This window comes from Ensifer sp. MJa1, assembly GCF_037026475.1.
GTDB lineage: Bacteria > Pseudomonadota > Alphaproteobacteria > Rhizobiales > Rhizobiaceae > Ensifer.
The window spans coordinates 36,532-56,338 of sequence record NZ_JAKUMO010000010.1; the positions used below are offsets into that span (position 1 = coordinate 36,532).

At 63.0% G+C, this 19,807-nt stretch carries 21 protein-coding genes; 14 read left to right on the forward strand and 7 right to left on the reverse strand.

Translation table 11 applies throughout. The annotated features are described in order from the left end of the window. Nucleotides 1-28 precede the first annotated feature (28 nt). Together MKZ91_RS15235 and MKZ91_RS15240 are read right to left on the reverse strand one after the other, a co-directional pair. On the reverse strand, nt 29-586 hold the full coding sequence (locus MKZ91_RS15235) for an HNH endonuclease (protein WP_034797858.1): 558 nt from the start codon (nt 584-586) through the stop codon (nt 29-31). Nucleotides 587-693: 107 nt separating this feature from the next. Continuing rightward, the gene (locus MKZ91_RS15240; protein WP_336171816.1) at nt 694-1,341 is read right to left on the reverse strand and encodes a DNA-3-methyladenine glycosylase family protein; all 648 of its coding nucleotides are present in this window, start codon (nt 1,339-1,341) and stop codon (nt 694-696) included. Between the two features lie 54 nt (nt 1,342-1,395). Here MKZ91_RS15240 and gluQRS point away from each other — a divergent pair, with 54 nt between their 5' ends. Beyond that, nucleotides 1,396-2,277 (forward strand): tRNA glutamyl-Q(34) synthetase GluQRS, encoded by an 882-nt coding sequence (gluQRS, locus tag MKZ91_RS15245; protein WP_336171817.1) that lies wholly within the window; start codon nt 1,396-1,398, stop codon nt 2,275-2,277. On the opposite strand, the gene MKZ91_RS15250 is transcribed toward gluQRS, so the two are convergent. Continuing rightward, entirely contained in the window at nt 2,266-3,174 is a 909-nt protein-coding gene (locus MKZ91_RS15250; RefSeq protein ID WP_336171818.1) for a YihY/virulence factor BrkB family protein, read from the reverse strand. The two genes, gluQRS and MKZ91_RS15250, sit on opposite strands and share 12 nt — an antisense overlap. A gap of 179 nt (nt 3,175-3,353) precedes the next feature. On the opposite strand from MKZ91_RS15250, the gene MKZ91_RS15255 reads away from it, so the two are divergent. From MKZ91_RS15255 to MKZ91_RS15285, 7 genes are all read left to right on the forward strand, one after another. Continuing rightward, nucleotides 3,354-4,187 carry an SDR family oxidoreductase gene (locus MKZ91_RS15255; protein WP_336171819.1) on the forward strand — a complete coding sequence of 278 codons (834 nt, stop codon included), beginning with the start codon at nt 3,354-3,356 and terminating at the stop codon, nt 4,185-4,187. A 24-nt stretch (nt 4,188-4,211) separates the two neighbouring features. Then, the gene (locus tag MKZ91_RS15260) at nt 4,212-4,415 is read left to right on the forward strand and encodes a twin transmembrane helix small protein (RefSeq protein ID WP_336171820.1); all 204 of its coding nucleotides are present in this window, start codon (nt 4,212-4,214) and stop codon (nt 4,413-4,415) included. 70 nt (nt 4,416-4,485) lie between these two features. Then, complete coding sequence (locus MKZ91_RS15265) at nt 4,486-5,064, forward strand: cob(I)yrinic acid a,c-diamide adenosyltransferase (protein ID WP_336171821.1); 579 nt, start codon at nt 4,486-4,488, stop codon at nt 5,062-5,064. 77 nt (nt 5,065-5,141) lie between these two features. Next, on the forward strand, nt 5,142-5,933 hold the full coding sequence (locus tag MKZ91_RS15270; RefSeq protein WP_336171822.1) for a rhomboid family intramembrane serine protease: 792 nt from the start codon (nt 5,142-5,144) through the stop codon (nt 5,931-5,933). 291 nt (nt 5,934-6,224) lie between these two features. Next, nucleotides 6,225-6,974, forward strand: a complete 750-nt coding sequence (locus MKZ91_RS15275) for an electron transfer flavoprotein subunit beta/FixA family protein (protein WP_275020989.1) — start codon at nt 6,225-6,227, stop codon at nt 6,972-6,974. 23 nt (nt 6,975-6,997) lie between these two features. Continuing rightward, nucleotides 6,998-7,927, forward strand: coding sequence for an electron transfer flavoprotein subunit alpha/FixB family protein (locus tag MKZ91_RS15280; RefSeq protein WP_336171824.1), 930 nt, complete (start codon nt 6,998-7,000; stop codon nt 7,925-7,927). A gap of 151 nt (nt 7,928-8,078) precedes the next feature. Next, nucleotides 8,079-8,951 carry a 3-hydroxybutyryl-CoA dehydrogenase gene (locus MKZ91_RS15285; RefSeq protein WP_065375356.1) on the forward strand — a complete coding sequence of 291 codons (873 nt, stop codon included), beginning with the start codon at nt 8,079-8,081 and terminating at the stop codon, nt 8,949-8,951. Nucleotides 8,952-9,023: 72 nt separating this feature from the next. On the opposite strand, the gene tlpA is transcribed toward MKZ91_RS15285, so the two are convergent. After that, complete coding sequence (tlpA, locus tag MKZ91_RS15290; protein ID WP_336171826.1) at nt 9,024-9,695, reverse strand: thiol:disulfide interchange protein TlpA; 672 nt, start codon at nt 9,693-9,695, stop codon at nt 9,024-9,026. Nucleotides 9,696-9,721: 26 nt separating this feature from the next. Between tlpA and argH the strand changes: the two genes are divergently transcribed. The 4 genes from argH (at nt 9,722) to MKZ91_RS15310 (ending at nt 15,723) form a co-directional block, all read left to right on the forward strand. Further along, complete coding sequence (gene argH / locus MKZ91_RS15295; RefSeq protein ID WP_336171827.1) at nt 9,722-11,125, forward strand: argininosuccinate lyase; 1,404 nt, start codon at nt 9,722-9,724, stop codon at nt 11,123-11,125. A gap of 112 nt (nt 11,126-11,237) precedes the next feature. Continuing rightward, nucleotides 11,238-11,432 carry an LPS translocon maturation chaperone LptM gene (gene lptM, locus MKZ91_RS15300; RefSeq protein ID WP_336171828.1) on the forward strand — a complete coding sequence of 65 codons (195 nt, stop codon included), beginning with the start codon at nt 11,238-11,240 and terminating at the stop codon, nt 11,430-11,432. A 70-nt stretch (nt 11,433-11,502) separates the two neighbouring features. Beyond that, nucleotides 11,503-12,771, forward strand: a complete 1,269-nt coding sequence (gene lysA, locus MKZ91_RS15305) for a diaminopimelate decarboxylase (protein WP_336171829.1) — start codon at nt 11,503-11,505, stop codon at nt 12,769-12,771. Nucleotides 12,772-13,071: 300 nt separating this feature from the next. Continuing rightward, nucleotides 13,072-15,723, forward strand: a complete 2,652-nt coding sequence (locus MKZ91_RS15310) for a TIGR02302 family protein (RefSeq protein WP_336171830.1) — start codon at nt 13,072-13,074, stop codon at nt 15,721-15,723. 153 nt (nt 15,724-15,876) lie between these two features. On the opposite strand, the gene MKZ91_RS15315 is transcribed toward MKZ91_RS15310, so the two are convergent. The 3 genes from MKZ91_RS15315 to MKZ91_RS15325 all read right to left on the reverse strand — a co-directional run bounded on the left by MKZ91_RS15315 (nt 15,877) and on the right by MKZ91_RS15325 (nt 17,740). Next, the gene (locus MKZ91_RS15315; RefSeq protein WP_173520548.1) at nt 15,877-16,236 is read right to left on the reverse strand and encodes a response regulator; all 360 of its coding nucleotides are present in this window, start codon (nt 16,234-16,236) and stop codon (nt 15,877-15,879) included. A gap of 227 nt (nt 16,237-16,463) precedes the next feature. Further along, nucleotides 16,464-17,009, reverse strand: coding sequence for a hypoxanthine phosphoribosyltransferase (gene hpt / locus MKZ91_RS15320; protein WP_336171832.1), 546 nt, complete (start codon nt 17,007-17,009; stop codon nt 16,464-16,466). Between the two features lie 62 nt (nt 17,010-17,071). Next, entirely contained in the window at nt 17,072-17,740 is a 669-nt protein-coding gene (locus MKZ91_RS15325) for a hypothetical protein (protein WP_336171833.1), read from the reverse strand. 323 nt (nt 17,741-18,063) lie between these two features. Between MKZ91_RS15325 and ftsE the strand changes: the two genes are divergently transcribed. Beyond that, nucleotides 18,064-18,723, forward strand: coding sequence for a cell division ATP-binding protein FtsE (gene ftsE, locus MKZ91_RS15330; RefSeq protein ID WP_336171834.1), 660 nt, complete (start codon nt 18,064-18,066; stop codon nt 18,721-18,723). Then, nucleotides 18,716-19,738 carry a cell division protein FtsX gene (locus MKZ91_RS15335; protein WP_336171835.1) on the forward strand — a complete coding sequence of 341 codons (1,023 nt, stop codon included), beginning with the start codon at nt 18,716-18,718 and terminating at the stop codon, nt 19,736-19,738. The genes ftsE and MKZ91_RS15335 overlap by 8 nt, the downstream gene beginning before the upstream one ends. Nucleotides 19,739-19,807: the final 69 nt, after the last annotated feature.

Genomic DNA, 19,807 nt, shown 5'->3' on the forward strand with positions numbered 1-19,807 from the left:
TTGATCCGGCAGGCAGGCACGAACAGCCTCAAGGCTGCAGTTCGACATCCCAGTAGAGATAGTCCATCCAGCTTTCATGCAGATGGTTCGGCGGGAAGAGCCGGCCGTTGTTGTGCAGGTCCTGAACCGTCGGCTGGAAGGGCCTCTGGTGCGGGAACATGCCGGCCTGCTTCGGCAGCTTGCTGCCCTTGCGAAGATTGCAGGGCGAGCAGGCTGCGACGACATTGTCCCAGGTCGTCTGGCCGCCGTGAGCGCGGGGCACCACGTGATCGAAGGTGAGATCGTCGGGCGAACCGCAATACTGGCATTCGAATTTGTCGCGCAGGAACACGTTGAACCGGGTGAAGGCCGGATGGCGTGAGGGCTGCACGTAGCTCTTGAGGCAAACAACGCTCGGCAGTCGCATCGAGAAACTCGGAGACGACACCGAATGTTCGTACTCGGCAAGGATGTTTACGCGGTCAAGGAAGACGGCCTTGATCGCGTCCTGCCAGGACCAAAGCGACAAGGGGTAATAACTGAGCGGCCGATAGTCAGCGTTCAAGACGAGCGCTGGTAAGGCCTGCGGTGAGACTGCAATCGTCAAGCGTATTCTCCTGATCGATTCGGCATCTGCACCTTCTATATTAGGCCCGTTGCAACAGGATTGTGAAGCCGGAAACAAAAATGCGTGCGCTGGATTCGCTTTTTCCTTCAAGGTGTCACAGGAACTGCATCGCGACGCATTTCCTGTGCGTAATAGGCCCAGAAGAGCCGGGCAGCGACGCTGCGCCAGGGTGACCAGGAGGCAGCCAGCGAATCAATTTCGCGCGCCGTCGGACGCAGTTCGAGGCCGAGCCCGTGGCCGATGGCGTTCTGCAGCGCGATGTCGCCGGACGGAAAGACATCCGGATGCCCGGCGCAGAAGAGCAGATAGACCTCCGCCGTCCAGCGGCCGACGCCCTTGATCGCGGTCAGTTCCCGGATCGCCTCACCGGCTTCCGCGTCGCAGATCGCATCAAGATCGATCTCGCCGCCGACAACCACTTCGGCCACCCGGCGCAGGGCGTCCGCCTTGGCCCGCGACAGCCCGATCACGCGACAATCCTCGTCGCTGAGCGATAGGACTGCGGCCGCGGTGACCTCGCCGAGCCTCTCCTCCATCCGCCGCCAGATTGCCGCCGCGCTCGCCTTCGAGACCATCTGCGACACGATGATGCTGGCAAGGCCACGATAACCGGGGTCGGTTCGCCTGAGCGGCACCGGCCCCGCCTTGGAGACGACCAGTTCCAGGCGCGCATCGAGCATCACCAGACCGGAAAGCCCGGCCTCGATATCCTCATGGGTCCGGATGATGCGCATGCTGCCTCCACAAAGCGGATGATTTTTATACCCCTTCCATGGCAAAGGGAAACGATGCCAGACACGCAACCCGTTTTCCGTTTTGCCCCCAGCCCGAACGGCCTGCTCCACCTTGGCCATGCGCTCTCCGCGGTGCTGAACCATGACACGGCGAAGGCAGCGGGCGGCAAATTCCTGCTGCGCATCGAGGATATCGACAAGACCCGCTGCCGCCCCGAATTCGAAACGGCGATTTTCGAAGACCTTCACTGGCTCGGCCTCAACTGGGAGCAGCCCGTGCGCCGGCAATCGGAGCACCTCGACGCCTATGCGACCGCGCTGGCCCGGCTGGACGGCATGGGCATCGTCTATCCCGCGGCGATGAGCCGGGGTGAAATCAAGGCGGCGGTTGCAAAGGCCGAAGCCGTCGGCCGGAGCTGGCCACGCGACCCGGACGGCAGCCCGCTTTACCCGGGGCAGGAACGCGAAAGTTCAGCACGTGAGCGTGCGGACCTCATCGAAAGCGGCAGAGCTTACGCCTGGCGGCTCGACATGCAAAAAGCGATTGGCCTTCTCGGCGATGCTCCCCTCACTTGGATCGAAAGCGGCGCCGGACCTTCGGGCGAAGACGGTATCATCGTTGCCGACCCCGCAGCCTGGGGCGACGTCATCCTGTCGCGCTCCGATGCGCCGTCGAGCTACCACCTCTCCGTCACCGTCGATGACGCATTGCAGGGCATCACCCATGTGGTGCGCGGCCGCGACCTCTATCATGCGACCTCGGTTCACCGGCTGCTTCAATCGCTTCTCGGCCTGCCCGAGCCGCTCTACCACCATCACCGGCTGGTCCTTGGCACCGATGGACGCAAGCTCTCCAAGAGCAATCAGGATACCGGCATTGCCGCCTTTCGCTCCGCCGGTCATTCGCCCGAAGATGTACGGGCGCTAATCGTCTAGATCCTGGTCGTCGCGGGCCGCCTCACCGCCATTGCGAAACTGGAAGCTGCGCCGCACCATGCGCTTGACCCGGTATTTGAGGATCGCCGCGTTGATCTCGGCACCGATGATGAAGATCGCTGCGATCATGTAGAGAAACACCAGCACGATCATGATCGACGCCAGGCCCGCATAGGTCGAGACATAGGTGGCGAAGGTCGCGAGATAGGAAGCAAAGGCATAGGCGCCGATCGTCCAGCAGACGAGCGTCAGCACGATGCCGGGCAGCACGTCGACCACCTTGCGATGACCGTCCGGCAGCCAGAGATGCGACACCAGCAAGCCACCGGTCAACATGACGAGCGCGAGCGGCAGGCTCCAGTTGTCAACCGTCGCCAAGACGCCGCCGAGCCACGGCCACCATTCCCCGGCGTAACGCACCGCTAGCGGCACGGCGACCAGCAGGATGCTGAGCGCCGCGAGGATCAGCACGCCGGCAAGCACGAAGCCGAGGCTGGCAAGCCGGGTGACGTACCAATAGCGGCTCTCGGTGACGCGATAGGCGCGGTTGAGCGAGACGCGCAGCGCCTCCACGCCGTTGGAGGCAAAATAGGCCGCAGCAAGAACGGAAATGGTCAAGAGCCCGCCGCGCGGGATCGTCAGCACCCGCACGATCTCGTCGGCAACCGGTTTGGCGATCGATTCCGGCCAGGCGTCGAAGATCAGGTGGACGGCGGTTTCGGCAAACTGGTCGGCGCCGAGGAAGCTTCCGAGTGCGGTGCCGAAGATCAGGAAGGGAAAGACCGCAAGCAGCGACGACAGGGCCACATGACTTGCCATCGCCCAACCGTCATCGAGGCTGAAATGCCAGAGCGCATCGAACACGACTTTCCAGGTGATGCGTATAAACGCTGGCATTCCATTCCGATCCTAATGGCGCCGAGACCGACACTTCCGCACTGGCGTCGCAGCGTCTTTCCCCGGCTTCAAGCATGACCCCGCGCGACAACGCTGGCGGGATCCGGCTTGCGCAATTCAATTGTATCCCGCCGATGAATATGGGAAACGGAGGCAGGATTTCTACAGGAATCGATCGGATGGCTGATCGCCCCACAATCATTGTCACCGGATGTTCGTCCGGCATCGGCGCCTATTGTGCCCGCGCCCTTAAGGCCGACGGCTGGCGGGTCTTTGCCACCGTGCGCCGCGAAGAGGACCGCCAATCGCTTGAAAGCGAGGGGATCGAGACCTTCATCATGGACTACACCAAGCCGGAAACCATCGCCGCACTGGCGGATCAGGTGCTGGCCCTTTCCGGCGGCCGCATCGACGCGCTCTTCAACAACGGCGCCTACGGCCAGGCGGGTGCGGTCGAGGATCTGCCGACCGAGGCGCTCCGGCTTCAACTCGAAACCAATGTCATCGGCTGGCACGACCTGACGCGGCGGGTGATCCCATCGATGCGGGCGCGCGGGCACGGCCGTATCGTGCAATGCTCCTCCATTCTCGGCATCGTGCCCTATCGCTGGCGCGGCGCCTACAATGCCTCAAAATTTGCGATAGAGGGCCTGTCCCTGACCCTCAAGATGGAACTTGCCGGCAGCGGCATCGAGGTCAGCCTCATTGAACCGGGGCCGATCGCCTCGAGGTTCACCGCCAATGCGGTCACCTATATCGAGCGCTTCATCGACCTCAAGAATTCCGTGCACCGCGTCGAATATGAACGGCAGATGCGGCGTCTCAGGGGCGAAAGCAAACCCGCCCCCGGAAAGCTCGGACCGGATGCGGTCTACGCGGTTTTGAAGCATGCGCTGACGGCAAAGAAACCAAAACCGCACTATATTGTAACAAGGCCCGCCAGGCAGGGCGCGCTTCTGAAGAAGCTCCTGCCGGCAGCTCTGTTTTATCGCATCATCGGCCGACTAGGCTGAAACAGAATTGCAAGGAAGAGTTCGATGTCCAGCTTCTTTACCGGCCTGACCCTGTTCGTCATGGGCCTGGTCGTGATCGTGCTGATCCGCGGCTTGGTCAACATGGCGAAGGGCGGAAGCGGCAACACATCCAACAAGCTGATGCAGGCCCGTGTGGTCCTGCAGGCGATCGCGATCGCGCTGATCATGCTGACCCTGTGGATCACCGGCGGCGGCCGCCCGAGCTGAATGACGCAATTCCGGACGGAAAGCCGTTCCACACCTTTCCTGGAATTGCTCTAGAGGACCGTGACGACAGATGGTGAAGCTCAACAAGATCTACACCCGGACGGGTGACAACGGCACCACCGGGCTCGTGTCAGGTCCGCGCCGGCTGAAGAGCGACCTGCGGGTCGATGCCTATGGCGCGGTCGACGAAACCAATGCCTTTGTCGGGCTCGCACGCCAGCACACCGCCAGCATCGCCGATCTCGATCAAACGTTGATGCGGATCCAGAACGATCTTTTCGATCTCGGCGCCGATCTCGCCACCCCCGATACCGGCGAACCGCCGCACTATGAGCCGCTCAGGATCGTGGCGGCACAGGTGACGTGGCTCGAAACCGAAATCGACCGACTGAACGCCGATCTCGAGCCTCTGCGATCATTCGTGCTCCCGGCCGGAAGCCCGGCCTCCGCCGCCCTGCACGTCGCCCGCACCGTCGCGCGGCGCGCCGAACGACAGATGGTGGCGCTTGCCAATGTCGAAAGTGAGATCGTCAGTTCCGAGGCGATCGCCTACATCAACCGCCTCTCCGATTTCCTCTTCGTCGCGGCCCGCCATGCAAATGACAAAGGTCAAGCCGACGTCCTTTGGATTCCCGGAAAAAACAGATAACGTCCGCCGCCACAGCCCTCCTCAAGCCGGATTCGGCCTGAGGCAGCGTGGCATGGAACGACGCTTCGGGAGAGAGCATGTTCATACCGCTGCACGATGCGAACACCCTGAAGCACATCAAGGTTCAGTACGTCACGATCAGCCTGATCGCCATCAACGTCATCGTCTGGCTGATCACCGGGCCAATTGCCACGGAGGAGTTCGCCAACGCCACGCTTCTCGGTTTCGGCTACATTCCGGCGCTGATCTTCGACTATGCCCAACTCGATCCGTCGCTGGTCATCGTTCCCGACGGCTTCACCTTCGTCACCTATTCTTTCCTGCATGGCGATTTCATGCACCTCGCCATGAACATGCTGTTTCTCTGGGTGTTCGGCGACAATGTCGAGGACGCGCTTGGGCATTTCCGCTACCTCGTCTTCTACCTGCTGTGTGCTGCGGCCGGAGCACTGGCGCACGGGCTCCTCGACCCGGCGTCCGAAGCACCGCTGATTGGTGCGTCCGGCGCCATCTCAGGGGTGGTCGCGGCCTATTTCCTCTTGCATCCGAAGGTGCGTGTCTGGGTTCTGGTGTTTTTCCGCATTCCCCTGCCACTGCCGGCCGCCATTCCGCTCGCTTTCTGGATCGGCCAGCAGTTCTTCATGCTGGTGGTTGATCCGGGCAGCGGCGTCTCCTGGAGCGCCCATGTCGGCGGCATCGTCGCGGGCCTCATCCTGGTGGTCATTTTGCGACGCCGCGACGTGCCGCTTTTCGACCGTACGATCGTCACGCCGCGCGCCGTCCAGCACAAGGCGGAGCCGGTCACGGCGGGGCAGCCGTCACAAGCGGATGCGACAAAACCGCCGATGCCCTGGGGACGCCAGACCTGATCCTGCGGGCTCCAGCGGTCGACAGGCGGCGTGGATTGGATGGGATTTCAAGGGCTTGCAAGCCGACGCCTCTGTCCACATCGCTCACCACGCCGTTATGCGCCTAGGCTCTTGCAAGTGATCATTCTTACGTGTACGTAAACGTCATTCCAATTCTCGGGGTTATATCGATTTAGCGCCATGCACAGCGATTGTAATTGGAGAAAAAACGCGTATCGATGTCGCCAACCGACAATCAGGCGGCTCCGTTAAGGCGCATTTTCCTGCGAAAGCTCTTGGAGGGAAGAATCCATGAAAATACTTGTGACGGTGAAGCGGGTGGTTGACTACAACGTCAAGATCCGCGTGAAGGCAGACGGTTCGGGCGTCGAGCTTGCCAACGTGAAGATGTCGATGAACCCGTTCGACGAAATCTCGGTCGAAGAGGCGCTGCGGCTGAAGGAAGCCGGCAAGGCGGAGGAAGTCGTCGTCGTCTCCGTCGGTCCGGCCAAGGCCGAAGAGACGCTGCGCACCGCACTCGCCATGGGTGCTGACCGCGCCATCCTGGTCGAGACCGAAGACCAGGTCGAGCCGCTCGCCGTCGCCAAGATCGTCAAGGGCGTCGCCGACGCCGAACAGCCGGGCCTGATCATCGTCGGCAAGCAGGCGATCGATGACGATAGTAACCAGACCGGCCAGATGCTGTCGGCGCTGCTCGGCTGGGCGCAGGGCACCTTTGCCTCCAAGGTCGAGATCGGCGATGGCAAGGCGACCGTGACCCGCGAAGTCGACGGCGGCCTGCAGACCATCGACATCAAGCTGCCGGCCGTCGTCACCACCGATCTGCGTCTGAACGAGCCGCGCTACGCCTCGCTGCCGAACATCATGAAGGCAAAGAAGAAGCCGCTCGACAAGAAGTCGCCGGCCGACTTCGGCGTCGACACGGCCGCCCGCCTCAAGGTGTTGAAGACCGAGGAACCGTCGGGCCGCAAGGCCGGCATCAAGGTCAAGTCGGTCGCCGAGCTGGTCGAAAAGCTCAAGACCGAAGCCGGCGTCCTCTAAGTTCAGGAAAGGGAGATTACATCATGGCCATTCTTCTTCTGGCTGACCACGACAGCAACCACCTTTCCGACCAGACCGCCAAGGCTCTGAGCGCTGCCTCCAAGATCGGCGGCGATGTGCACATCCTCGTCGCCGGTGCCGGCGCCAAGCAAGCCGCCGAGCAGGCATCCAAGCTTGCCGGCGTTGCCAAGGTGCTCGTCGCTGACGACGCCTCGCTTGCCAACAACCTGGCAGAGCCGCTGGCAGCGCTGATCGTTTCGCTCGCCGGCAACTACGACACCATCATTGCGGCCGCGACCTCGGTCGGCAAGAACGTCATGCCGCGCGTTGCAGCCATGCTCGACGTTTCCCAAGTCTCGGAAATCATCGAAGTTGTCTCGTCCGATACCTTCAAGCGCCCGATCTATGCCGGCAACGCCATCCAGACGGTGCAGACGACCGAGGCCAAGCGCGTCATCACCGTGCGCACCGCCTCCTTCGCCTCGGCCGCGGAAGGCGGTTCGGCGGCGATCGAAAGCGTTGCGGCTGCCGCCAACCCGGGCGTTTCCTCCTTCGTCGCCGATGCCCTGTCGTCGTCCGACCGTCCGGAACTGACCTCTGCGAAGATCATCATCTCCGGTGGCCGCGCGCTCGGCTCGTCGGAAAAATTCCAGGAGGTCATCCTGCCGGTGGCCGACAAGCTCGGTGCCGCCGTCGGCGCATCGCGCGCTGCGGTCGACGCCGGCTACGCCCCGAACGACTGGCAGGTTGGCCAGACCGGCAAGGTCGTCGCCCCCGATCTCTACATCGCCTGCGGCATCTCCGGTGCCATCCAGCATCTGGCCGGCATGAAGGATTCGAAGGTGATCGTCGCGATCAACAAGGACGAAGAGGCACCGATCTTCCAGGTCGCCGATTACGGCCTGGTTGCCGATCTCTTCGAGGTGTTGCCAGAGTTGCAGAAGGCCCTGTAAGCGTTCGCACGGTCAGTCGCTGCGCTGCCTGAAAAGGGCTGGCAAAAGCGCGGACTTGGCATTAACAATCTACCGGGCCGGCCAAACCGGCCCGGTTTGCGTATCTGATGGCGGCCTCACCGCCAACCTCTGAAGATGGATGTTCGCCGCGATGATCAAGACTGTCGGAATTATTGGTGCCGGGCAAATGGGCTGTGGCATCGCGCATGTTTCGGCAATCGCCGGATACAAGGTGCAGATCTATGATCTGGCCGCTGAACGGATCGAAGCGGGCCTTGCCACCATCAACGGCAACCTCGCGCGCCAGGTATCCTCCGGCAAGATGACCGACGAGGCCCGCAAGGCGGCGCTGGCCCTGATCAAGGGCTCGTCCGACATCAACGACCTGTCGCAGGCCGACCTGGTGATCGAAGCTGTCACCGAAGATGAGACGATCAAGCGCAAGATCTACGGCCAGGTATGTCCGATCCTGAAGCCGGAAGCGATCCTCGCGACCAACACCTCTTCCCTGTCGATCACCCGCCTGGCATCGGCGACCGATCGCCCTGAGCATTTCATGGGCATCCACTTCATGAACCCGGTGCCGGTGATGAAGCTGGTCGAACTCGTGCGCGGTATCGCCACCGACGAGCAGACCTTCAAGACCGCCAAGGAATTCGTCGCCACGCTCGACAAGACTGTCACCGTCGCCGAAGACTTCCCGGCCTTCATCGTCAACCGCATCCTGCTGCCGATGATCAACGAGGCGATCTACACGCTTTACGAAGGCGTCGGCAGCGTCGAGGCGATCGACACCGCCATGAAGCTCGGCGCCAACCATCCGATGGGCCCGCTGCAACTGGCCGACTTCATCGGGCTGGACACCTGCCTGTCGATCATGCAGGTGCTCTATGACGGCCTAGCGGACTCGAAGTATCGCCCCTGCCCGCTCTTGGTGAAATATGTCGAGGCCGGCTGGCTCGGCCGCAAGTCCGGCCGAGGTTTCTACGACTACCGCGGCGAAGTGCCGGTTCCCACCCGCTAAATCTGTACGCTTCTGGCATCAAAAACCCGGCGATCCGCCGGGTTTTGTTTTTTGCGCTCCCGCAAGCTGCAGTCAGCTGCCGGCCGCAGGCGCGACAGCAGCGCTGATCAACGCCTTGGCATCGTCGCTGTCCCAGGCGGCCGGGCCGTTCATCGAGCCGATCAGGCAGCCCTTGTCGTCGAGCAGCAGGGTCGCCGGCAGGCCGAAGGCGAGCCCTTCCTTCTTCATGTTGTTGAACACGCCCATGGAGGCGTCGCGGTAATAGGCGAGATCGTGCACCGCGGTTTCGTCGAGAAACGCCTTCGGCTTCTCGTCGTCGCCGACGTCGATGTTGATCGCCACCACTTCGAACTTTTCGCTTCCGAGCGACTTCTGCAGCGCGTTGAGCGCCGGCATCTCCTCGCGGCAAGGCACGCACCAGGTGGCCCACAGGTTGACGAGCAGCGTTTTTCCGTCAAAGGCCGAGACATTGGTCGGTTTGCCGTCCGGCCCATTGAAGTCGAGCGCGATTGGCCGCGGCGACGCCGCCGGTGACATGGCCGCCACCTGCCCCTTCATCAAGGGCGTCAACGTTGCGACCTTGGCCGATGTCAGCGGGCAGCTCGCGCTCGCCGTTTCAGCCGCCCCGCCATTGCCAGACCCGGTCTCCTTCACGTATACCGCTGCCGCACCGACGATCACGCCGAAAAGGGCGGCGAGCGCGAACAGTTTCATGGCCGGGGGGGATTTCTTCTGGTCGGGCATTTCATTCTCCAAGGCGGGCATTCTTCATGGCTGACGGCAATTCCGAGACGAAATCCTCCAACCAGATGTGGGGCGGTCGCTTTGCCTCGGGTCCGGACGCGATCATGGAGGAAATAAATGCCTCGATCGGCTTCGACAAGAAGCTCTATGCCCAGGACATCCGCGGCTCAATAGCGCATGCCACGATGCTGGCGCATCAAGGCATCATTTCGGCTGGCGACAAAGACAAGATCGTTCACGGTCTGAGCACGATCCTGTCAGAGATCGAAAGCGGTCAGTTCGAGTTCTCGCGCCGCCTCGAAGACATCCACATGAACATCGAGGCGCGGCTTGCGACGTTGATCGGTCCTTCGGCCGGCCGCCTCCACACCGCCCGCTCGCGCAACGACCAGGTGGCGCTCGACTTCCGCCTCTGGGTGAAGGAAGAACTGCAGCGCACCGAAAAGGCGTTGACCGGCCTCATCGCCGCCTTCCTCGACCGTGCCGAGGAGCATGCCGACACGGTCATGCCCGGCTTCACCCACCTGCAGACGGCGCAGCCCGTCACCTTCGGCCACCATTGCATGGCCTATGTGGAAATGTTCGGCCGCGACCGCTCGCGCGTGCGCCACGCCATCGAGCACATGGACGAAAGCCCGATCGGCGCCGCAGCGCTCGCCGGCACCGGTTTCCCGATCGACCGGCACATGACCGCCAAGGCGCTCGGATTTGCCGGCCCCACCCGCAACTCGATCGATACCGTGTCGGACCGCGACTTTGCGCTCGAGTTCCTGTCGATGGCCTCGATCACCGCCACGCACCTGTCGCGCCTTGCCGAAGAGATCGTCATCTGGTCGACACCGCAATTCGGCTTCATCCGCCTGTCGGACGCCTTCTCCACCGGCTCGTCGATCATGCCGCAGAAGAAGAACCCGGACGCTGCCGAACTGGTGCGCGCCAAGACCGGCCGCATCAACGGCTCGCTGATCGCCCTGCTGACGGTCATGAAGGGTCTGCCGCTCGCCTATTCCAAGGACATGCAGGAAGACAAGGAACAGGTCTTCGACGCGGCCGAAAGCCTCGAGCTGGCGATCGCGGCGATGACCGGCATGGTGCGCGACATGACGATCCGTGCGGACCGCATGAAGGCGGCCGCCGGTTCCGGCTATTCGACTGCAACGGACCTTGCCGATTGGCTGGTGCGCGAGGCGGGCCTGCCCTTCCGCGACGCCCACCATGTGACCGGCCGCGCCGTGGCGCTCGCAGAACAGAAGGGTTGTGACCTCGCTGACCTTTCGCTCGCCGACCTGCAGTCGATTCATGCCGACATCACCGACAAGGTTTTCGACGTTCTGACGGTCGAAGCCTCCGTTGCCAGCCGCACCTCCTTCGGCGGCACCGCACCCAACGAAGTCCGCAAGCAGATCGCCTGGTGGCGCGCCCGCAACTAGGCGAAACGCGGACATCTGCGGGCGGTTTTCGCCCGCAGAAACAGGGTGCACAAGCGCCTGAAAAATCGGTAAGACATCGCACCTGCATCAGTTCCCGCGAAGGAAAATCACGATGACATTCACGAAGGCGGCCCGGCTTGCGCTTCTGCTGGCGATCCCCGGGCTGGTTCTTGTCGGCTGCGGACGCAAAGGCGATCTCGACCGCCCCGGCTCGACCGCGCCGATCAACACCAAGACGCCGGCCGGAACCGTCGAGCAGAAGGAAAAAGCGGACGATCGTCCGTTCCTGCTCGATCCCCTTCTCTAGTAACGACGCAATCCGCACGGAAAACCGCTTCACACTTTTCCTGGGATTGCTCTAAACCGAGCTTGTTGCCGTGAACCACTTCCAGTACCGCGACGGAATTCTCTACGCCGAAGACGTGCCGGTGACCGACATCGCCCGCGCCGTCGGTACCCCCTTCTACTGCTATTCGACCGCCACGCTCGAGCGTCACTACACGGTCTTTTCCCAGGCCTTTGCCGACGTGGACGCGATGGTCTGTTACGCCATGAAGGCCAATTCCAACCAGGCGGTGCTGAAGACGCTCGGCAACCTTGGCGCTGGCGTCGACGTCGTCTCCGGCGGCGAACTGCGTCGCGCGCTTGCGGCCGGCATACCGGCCAGCCGGATCATGTTCTCCGGTGTCGGCAAGACGCCGCAGGAAATGGACTTGGCGCTGGAAGCGGGCATCTATTGCTTCAACGTTGAATCCGAGCCGGAACTCGAAGTGCTGAACCAGCGCGCGGTGCGCGCCGGCAAGCGCGCTCATGTGTCCTTCCGCATCAACCCCGATGTCGACGCCAAGACGCACTCGAAGATCTCGACGGGCAAGAAGGAAAACAAGTTCGGCATTTCCTGGGAACGCGCCCGCGCCGTCTATGCGCATGCCGCCACGCTGCCCGGCATCCAGGTGACCGGCATCGACATGCACATCGGCAGCCAGATCACCGAGCTGCAGCCCTTCGACGACGCCTTCAAGCTCCTGCGCGAACTCGTCGACACGCTCCGCTCCGACGGCCATTCGATCGACCACGTCGATATCGGCGGGGGCCTGGGCATTCCCTACAAGGACGACAACAACCCGCCGCCGCTGCCCGACGCCTATGCCGAAATCGTCAAGAGCCAGCTGCAATCGCTCGGCTGCAAGATCGTCACCGAGCCCGGCCGTCTGATCGTCGGCAATGCCGGCGTTCTGGTGACCGAAGTCATTTACGTGAAGGACGGTGGCGACAAGACCTTCGTGATCGTCGACGGCGCGATGAACGATCTCATCCGCCCGACCCTCTACGAAGCCTATCACGAGATCCGCCCCGTTCGCATCTCCGCCGCCAACGCTCCGCGCATCCGCGCCGACGTCGTCGGCCCGGTCTGCGAAACCGGCGACTATCTGGCGCTCGACCGCGAAATGGCGATGCCGAAGCCCGGCGATCTCTTCGCCATCAGCTCGGCCGGGGCCTATGGCGCCGTGCAGGCCAGCACCTACAATTCTCGCCTGTTGATCCCCGAGGTGCTGGTCAAGGGCGACCGGTTCCATGTCGTTCGCCCGCGCCAGGACTACGAAGCCCTGATCGGCCTCGATTCGGTTCCGGACTGGCTCGGCTGACGTAAGGTGCGTCGCATCAGATGCGCTCGGCTGGTCTAAGACTTTGAATTGCGGTCTGTTCCCACTCTCGGATCGCGCACGGAGCTCGCGAGCCGCACGCGCGCGAGGAGTATCGACAATCTGTGGATCGCCCTTCCGGGCGATCACGATTGTGTTTGCGCCCTCGTCTTCGCCACAAACGATGGTATCCTGAACAGCCAGTAGGGCCTGCGAAACTCTGCGCCTTTTCCGGAGTCACTTCGCGTTACTATATGTGTCGATCACCAGCGGTGATGAGCGGCCGAAAGGAAACTAGGGCGGATGACGCAATTCCGGCAGGATGACACGCCACAACCGAGGTTTGCGAGAACGCTCGCGCTGAAGCGATTGCTGGCGCGCGCAGTATTGGTCGCCGAACAACTGCTGCCACGTATCCTGCTGCCCGGTTCCATCGTCCTTCTGTTCCTGTCGTTCACCTGGCTCGGCTTCTTTCGTAGCGCACCGTTTTGGCTGCACGCAGCGGCACTCTTCGCTTTTGCCGTCGGCTTTCTCGCATCGCTCGCTTCGCTGACGCGGATCCACCTACCCACGAATGCCGACGCCGACCGGATGTTGGAAGAGCGCAACGCCCTGCCGCATCAGGCAATCCGCGTCCAGCACGACCGCCCGGCGACCGAAAGCCCCCTAAGCGACGCCCTGTGGCGCGAACACCAGGCGCGCATGGCGCGGATGATCGGCGCCCTCGATACGGGCCTGCCGCGGCCCGACATTGCCCGGCATGACCCCTTAGCCTTGCGCGCCGTGCCGGTGCTCCTGGCCTGCCTTGCCTTCGCCTATTCCTACTCCAATCGTGCCGGCCTGCTCAGCGATGCCTTCAGGCTGCCCCAGGCTGCCGTCGAAACCGCCAACATTCGTGTCGACGCCTGGGTGACGCCCCCATCCTATACTGGCCGCGCGCCGATCTTCTTGACCGGCAAGCAGGACGTCGCATCCGTGGCCGGCGAGGCCGGTGTCATCACGATCCCTCAATTCAGCGACCTGACCGTCCGGGTCACGGGTGCGGGCCCCGACGAGATCGTTCGCTATGTGCAGACCGGTGATGCTGAACCGGTTGCCATTCCGGCCGTGGGCGAAAAGGCAAAGGAACCACAAGGCGAACCGAAACCTGGCGAGGCCGGACCGAAAGTCGCCGAAATGGCAACGCCAGAGACCGCCCCCAATCCGAACGCCGTGCGCAACCATGTCTACAAGATCGTTAGGGATGGTGAACTCGTCGTCGGCGATCAGCGCTGGGCCTTCAAGATCACGCCCGACAGCGTCCCGCAAATCTCCTTCGACGGCATTCCGCACCCATCGATCAATGCCGCCTTGGAAATCACCTTCAAGGCGTCGGACGACTACGGGATCGCTCGTGCCTGGGCCGCCATCCAACCGCTCGAGGAGCCAGCCAAGGACGCCCGTGCACTCTATCCCCTGCCGGAGTACCGGCTCGACCTGCCACGCCGCAACCCGCGGGAGGCCAAGGGAACGACCAGCCGGAACCTCAGCGAGCACCCGCTCGCCGGCAAGCGGGTGCGGATCACCCTCGTCGCCCGCGATGCCGCCGGCCAGGAAGGCCGCAGCCCGCCGCAGGACATGATCCTGCCCGCACGCCAGTTCACCAAGCCGCTTGCCGCCGCAGTCGCGGAGCAACGTCAGGTCTTCGCCCTCAACGCCAACGACCTGCCGCGTGCGATCGACCTCAACGATGCGGTCACCGCTCTTGCTGAAGACTGGATCCCGAACCTCACGCATTTCCTGCTGCTGAAATCGGCGCGCACGCGAATGGCGCTCGCCCACAACGACGACATGTTGCGGGACGCAGCCGGATACCTGTGGGAGATCGCGCTCGGTATCGAAGACGGTGATCTGTCGCTCGCCGAAAGACGCCTGCGCGATGCCCAACAGGCACTCGCCGATGCGCTGGATCGCAATGCTTCCGACCAGGAGATCGCCAAGCTGATGCAGGAACTGCGCGAGGCGATGCGCGAATACATGCAGGCGCTGGCGCAGCAGGCGATGAAGGACCCGCGCGTGGCGCGCAATCTCGACCCGAACAACATTCTGCGGCAGCAGGATCTCGACAGGATGATGAACGAGATCGAGAACCTCGCGCGGTCAGGCGCGCGCGATCAGGCGCGGCAAATGCTGTCGGAGCTGCAGCGCATGATCAACAACCTGCAGGCCGGTCGCGGTCAGCAGCAGATGGGCGAACAGAACGACGCCATGCGCCAACAGATCGACAAGCTCGGCAAGTTGCTGCAGCAGCAACAGAAGCTCATGGACGAGACGTTCAAGCTCGATCAGGCCTTGCGTGACCGCATGCAGCGCGGCGACCCGCTGCAGGGCGAGGACAACGAATTGTTCGGTCAGGAAATGCCGCAGGAACCCGGACAGCGCGGCGACCCGAACGGCGAGCCCAGCCCACTCGACGAGATGACCGCCGAGCAGTTGAAGGACGCTCTGAAGCAGCTGAAGCAGCAACAGGATGCGCTTGGCAAGCAGCTCGAAGAGCTCAACAAGGGGCTCGAAAGCATGGGCGTCAAGCCGGGCAAGGGCTTCGACGACGCCAAGCGCGAAATGGATAGCGCCTCCGGCTCACTCGGCAAAGGCCAGGGCGAACAGGCGGTCGGCAGCCAGGGACGCGCCCTGCAGGCGCTGCGTCAGGGCGCCCAGGAAATGATGAACCAGATGCAGGGCCAAGGGCCGGGTCAGGGCCAGGGCGTTCCGCAATATGGCCAGGACGGCCGCGATATCCTCGGCCGCCGCCAGCAGAACATGGGTCAGAATTTTGACAGCACCGTCGAGGTCCCCGATCAGATCGACACGCAGCGCACCCGGCAGATCCTGGAGGAAATCCGCCGCCGGCTTGGCGATGCCCTGTCGCCGGAGGCCGAGCGGCAGTATCTCGAGCGACTGCTGGATATCCGCTGAGCGCACTTTCCAGCGTGGCCAGAGTTGCGCCGACCGATAGGTACGCCCGCACGCGGCAGACGCATGACCGCACGCCGGTGCGACCCGGCCCTTGCGTCGGCCCGTCACCGTCGGCCCGTCACCTGTGGCGATCAGCGATGTATCGAAGCTCCGTCAGGCGGCAAGCGCCAAGGCGACCGCCTTGCGGATATCGGGAAGTGAGAAGGGTTTGGAGATGACGTCGACGATCTTGTCGGCCAGGTCGTCGGCCCGTTCGCGCTGCTCGGCATAGCCGGTCATCAGCAGGATCTTCATGGCAGGAAAGGCTGCCGACGCCTGGTGCGTCAGCTCGATGCCGTCCATGACAGGCATGCGAATGTCGGAGAGCAGAAGATCGAAAGCCTCGGTCTGCAGGCAGGCAAGGCCGTCGGCCCCATCGCCCGCCTCGACGGTCTCATGTCCGTCGAGTTTCAGCGCCCGTGCGACGAAGGAACGCAACGCATCCTCGTCCTCGGTAATCAGGATTTTCGCCATCATGGCCTCCGCGTTCGCTTCCAGGGCGCGGCTTTCACGCCGGCACCCGCACCTGATCCAAAAGCTTACAGCGGGCGTCGGTCGTAGAGGGAGACGCGCGGCGCTGCAGCACCGCGAATCCGATAGGGAATCACCACGCGGTGCATCCCCAACCAACCAGTTTTTCGTTTGTGTTCGGTAAACGTGGAACGACCGGATTTCACGTCAGTCGTCCCAACATGGCACGACTATTCGGCGTCGCCGGTTACCACGCCGACGAAGGGCAGCTCGCGGAATGCATAGGCGACGTCCATGCCATAGCCGACGACGAAGTGGTCCGGGCATTCGAAGCCGACATAGTCGGCCTCCAGTTCGACCTTGCGCTTGACGCGCTTGTCGAGCAGCACCGCGATCGTCACGTTGCGGGCGCCGCGCTCATACATCAGTTCCTTGGCGAAGCGCAGCGTGCGGCCCGACTCCAGAATGTCGTCGATCAGAAGCACGTCGCGCCCGTGCACGTCGCTGTCGATATCCTTGGTGATTTTCACGCCCTGCGACACCGTGCCGGTGCCGTAGCTCGACAGGGTGATGAACTCCACTTCCGGCGCAAGGCCAGCCGAATGCATGGCGCGGATCAGGTCGGCAGCAAAAATGAACGAGCCCTTCAGCACCGCGATCACCAGCAGGTCCTTATGCGGACCGTTGACGATCATGTCGGCAAGCTCGTTGTTGCGCGCAGCGATCGTCTCTGCCGTATAGAGGGGCTCGATATTCTTTCCGCGAACGACGGGCATGCGGTTTCTCCAGCGTTTCATCCGGAAGACACGCGCCTTCCCATGCGCGCCGCTTAGCACAATCAGCGCGGCGAAACACCGTTTTCAGTGAAGGAAACCGTTACATCAGGCATTTTTCCACCTGCATAAGGCAGTCTGGTCATGAAATGGCGGCTCTCGCCGGGTGCGATCACGACGCCCTCCGGCATCACACGGGTGGCCGTGACCTTGCGACCGTTGGCCGCGACCTCGACCACGACGAGCGGCAATCTCTGCTCGACGTCGGAGCGGTTGTCGATCGAGCCGTAGACCGACAACACCCGCATGCCGCCGGAATAGTCGAACGCCGTGGTGATGCCCGATATCGCCAGCGGCTGGACATCGGCCTGCCCGTCGCCGGCAAATCCGACGATCGTGAGGAAGGACGCAAGCGCAAAGCCCGCAACCAGCCCGGCGAAACGGCGTGCCGGCATATCGCGTAGCCGCGTTTCGGCAAGGGACAGGACGCGCTGGGCGAAGGATGGCGCGGCTGCCACGACCGTCAGCGTCGGTCGTTTCCTGCTGCCTGTCTTCCCATTGTCGTTGAACACCGGATAAGGCGCGCGGCGCGCGGCAGCGGTAATCACCTCGAACTCCGCGTCGACATAGTCGGCGCGCCTTGGCGCCTGCGTGCCGCTGCGGCCGCCGCGCTCGGGCGGCAGGAAGTCGGGACGGGCGGGAGCGCCGGCGGTTTTGGTGCGGAAAGCCTGCATGATCATTTCCTCCTGTCCCGCAAGAGGACGCCGCAGGCGCTGGACCCGTCTGTCATCCGCGAAACCATCGGGCAATGCTCGCCCCTGCTCGACCCCTCGGACGTGCAAGAATCTAGGCATTGCATCAAATCTTTCCGACACGTAAACCGGAATGGTTAATGTTTCGGAAAGACGTCGCGAAAGCGGCGTCTTTTCATGGAAATTTAATCGTCGCTTAACCATGATTCTGCTGCCGGTTTTGCCTTTCGGGCCGGTCGTCCTATGCGCGAAGGGCCGGCCCGTCTGTAGACTTGTCAGGGCCGAGAGAGAGACTGGGCTGCCCCTTGATTCATTTTGAGAACGTCGGACTGCGTTATGGCATGGGCCCGGAAATTCTCCGGGACCTGACCTTCGATATTCCGCGCCGGTCGTTTCAGTTCCTGACCGGACCGTCCGGTGCCGGCAAGACCACGCTTTTGAGGCTGCTCTTCCTGTCGTTGCAGCCGACGCGCGGATTGATCCGCATGTTCGACCGCAACATTTCGTCGATCCCGCGCGACGAATTCCCGATGCTGCGCCGGCGTGTCGGCATCGTTTTCCAGGATTTTCGCCTGCTCGACCATCTCACCACCTATGAGAACGTCGCCCTGCCGCTGCGCGTGCGCGGCAAGGAGGAAACGAGCTACCGCGCCGACGTGCTCGAACTTTTGAAATGGGTCGGCCTCGGCGAACGCATCAATGTCCTGCCACCTGTGCTATCGGGCGGTGAGAAACAGCGCGCCGCGATCGCGCGCGCGTTGATCGATCGGCCGGAGATCCTGCTTGCCGACGAACCGACTGGCAACGTCGATCCGCCGATGGCACGACGGCTTCTCAATCTCTTCCTCGAGCTCAACCGGCTCGGCACGGCGGTGGTGATCGCCACGCACGATCTGTCGTTGATGGATCAGGTCGAGGCGCGGCGCATGATCCTTTCGCAGGGGCGGCTCGACATCTATGAGTGACAGCCGCAGCAAGGCTCCAAATGCCGCCCCCGAGCAGAAGCCGGAACAGCAGCAGCGCCGCACCGAGATGCGTGTTCGGCCGACCGGCCCGATCGTGCCCTCGAGCAATGTTTCCGGCCATGCGCTGATGTGCGTCATTGCCATCATGTCGTTCCTCGCCTGCCTCACGCTTGGTGGCGTCAGCATGGTGAGGGCCACGGCCCAGAGCTGGCAGTCGCAGATCTCCCGCGAGATCACCATCCAGATCAAGCCTGACGACAATCTCGACATGGAAAAGGCGCTCGCCGACGCCCGCGATCTGGCGCTGACCTTCAACGGCACCACCGATGGCAAGATCGTCGATCGCGCCGCCACCGCCCGCCTGCTCGAACCCTGGCTCGGCGAAGGCCTTGACCTCGACGAACTGCCGGTACCGCGGCTCGTGATCGTCACCATCGACGAGAACAACCCGCCTGATTTTGCCAGCATGCGCAAGGCGCTGACCGAGACGATCCCGCAGGCCTTCCTCGATGATCACCGCACCTGGGTCGACCGCCTCGTCGCCATGGCCAACACCACGGCCATGATCGGCACCGGCGTGCTGGCGCTGGTCTTTTCCGCCATGGTGCTGACGGTGGTCTTCGCCACGCGCGGCGCGCTATCCGGCAACCGCCACATTGTCGAGGTCCTGCATTTCGTCGGTGCGGAAGCGGGCTTTGTCGCCAAGGAATTCCAGAAGCATTTCCTGCGGATCAGCCTCAAGGGCGCCGGCGCCGGCGGCCTGCTGGCCGCGCTCTCCTTCGCGCTGGCCGGTTTCTGGCAGTCGCGCACGCTGGCAACGCCTGAGACCGACCAGGCGACCGCGCTGTTCGGCACCTTCACCATCGGCTATGGCGGCTACCTCGGCATTGCCGCGATCATCGTCGTCATCGCCATCCTGACGACGGTGACGGCGCGCCTGACCGTCATGCGTACGATCTACGAGATCGATCTCATCCGTTCGGACCCTGGACGGACGGACCTCTACCAGAGCTGAACCGCCGCATGTTTCGCCGCCCCCCGATCTATTCCTCGCCGCAATCTGCGGCTATGTGAAGAGAATCAT

Bases quoted from the DNA above. Each gene is read 5' to 3' on its own strand.
- MKZ91_RS15240 (WP_336171816.1), bottom strand. From the start codon at position 1,341: ATGCGCATCATCCGGACCCATGAGGATATCGAGGCCGGGCTTTCCGGT.
- gluQRS (WP_336171817.1), top strand. From the start codon at position 1,396: ATGCCAGACACGCAACCCGTTTTCCGTTTTGCCCCCAGCCCGAACGGC.
- MKZ91_RS15250 (WP_336171818.1), bottom strand. From the start codon at position 3,174: ATGCCAGCGTTTATACGCATCACCTGGAAAGTCGTGTTCGATGCGCTC.
- MKZ91_RS15255 (WP_336171819.1), top strand. From the start codon at position 3,354: ATGGCTGATCGCCCCACAATCATTGTCACCGGATGTTCGTCCGGCATC.
- MKZ91_RS15260 (WP_336171820.1), top strand. From the start codon at position 4,212: ATGTCCAGCTTCTTTACCGGCCTGACCCTGTTCGTCATGGGCCTGGTC.
- MKZ91_RS15265 (WP_336171821.1), top strand. From the start codon at position 4,486: ATGGTGAAGCTCAACAAGATCTACACCCGGACGGGTGACAACGGCACC.
- MKZ91_RS15270 (WP_336171822.1), top strand. From the start codon at position 5,142: ATGTTCATACCGCTGCACGATGCGAACACCCTGAAGCACATCAAGGTT.
- MKZ91_RS15275 (WP_275020989.1), top strand. From the start codon at position 6,225: ATGAAAATACTTGTGACGGTGAAGCGGGTGGTTGACTACAACGTCAAG.
- MKZ91_RS15280 (WP_336171824.1), top strand. From the start codon at position 6,998: ATGGCCATTCTTCTTCTGGCTGACCACGACAGCAACCACCTTTCCGAC.
- MKZ91_RS15285 (WP_065375356.1), top strand. From the start codon at position 8,079: ATGATCAAGACTGTCGGAATTATTGGTGCCGGGCAAATGGGCTGTGGC.
- tlpA (WP_336171826.1), bottom strand. From the start codon at position 9,695: ATGCCCGACCAGAAGAAATCCCCCCCGGCCATGAAACTGTTCGCGCTC.
- argH (WP_336171827.1), top strand. From the start codon at position 9,722: ATGGCTGACGGCAATTCCGAGACGAAATCCTCCAACCAGATGTGGGGC.
- lptM (WP_336171828.1), top strand. From the start codon at position 11,238: ATGACATTCACGAAGGCGGCCCGGCTTGCGCTTCTGCTGGCGATCCCC.
- MKZ91_RS15310 (WP_336171830.1), top strand. From the start codon at position 13,072: ATGACGCAATTCCGGCAGGATGACACGCCACAACCGAGGTTTGCGAGA.
- MKZ91_RS15315 (WP_173520548.1), bottom strand. From the start codon at position 16,236: ATGGCGAAAATCCTGATTACCGAGGACGAGGATGCGTTGCGTTCCTTC.
- hpt (WP_336171832.1), bottom strand. From the start codon at position 17,009: ATGCCCGTCGTTCGCGGAAAGAATATCGAGCCCCTCTATACGGCAGAG.
- MKZ91_RS15325 (WP_336171833.1), bottom strand. From the start codon at position 17,740: ATGCAGGCTTTCCGCACCAAAACCGCCGGCGCTCCCGCCCGTCCCGAC.
- MKZ91_RS15335 (WP_336171835.1), top strand. From the start codon at position 18,716: ATGAGTGACAGCCGCAGCAAGGCTCCAAATGCCGCCCCCGAGCAGAAG.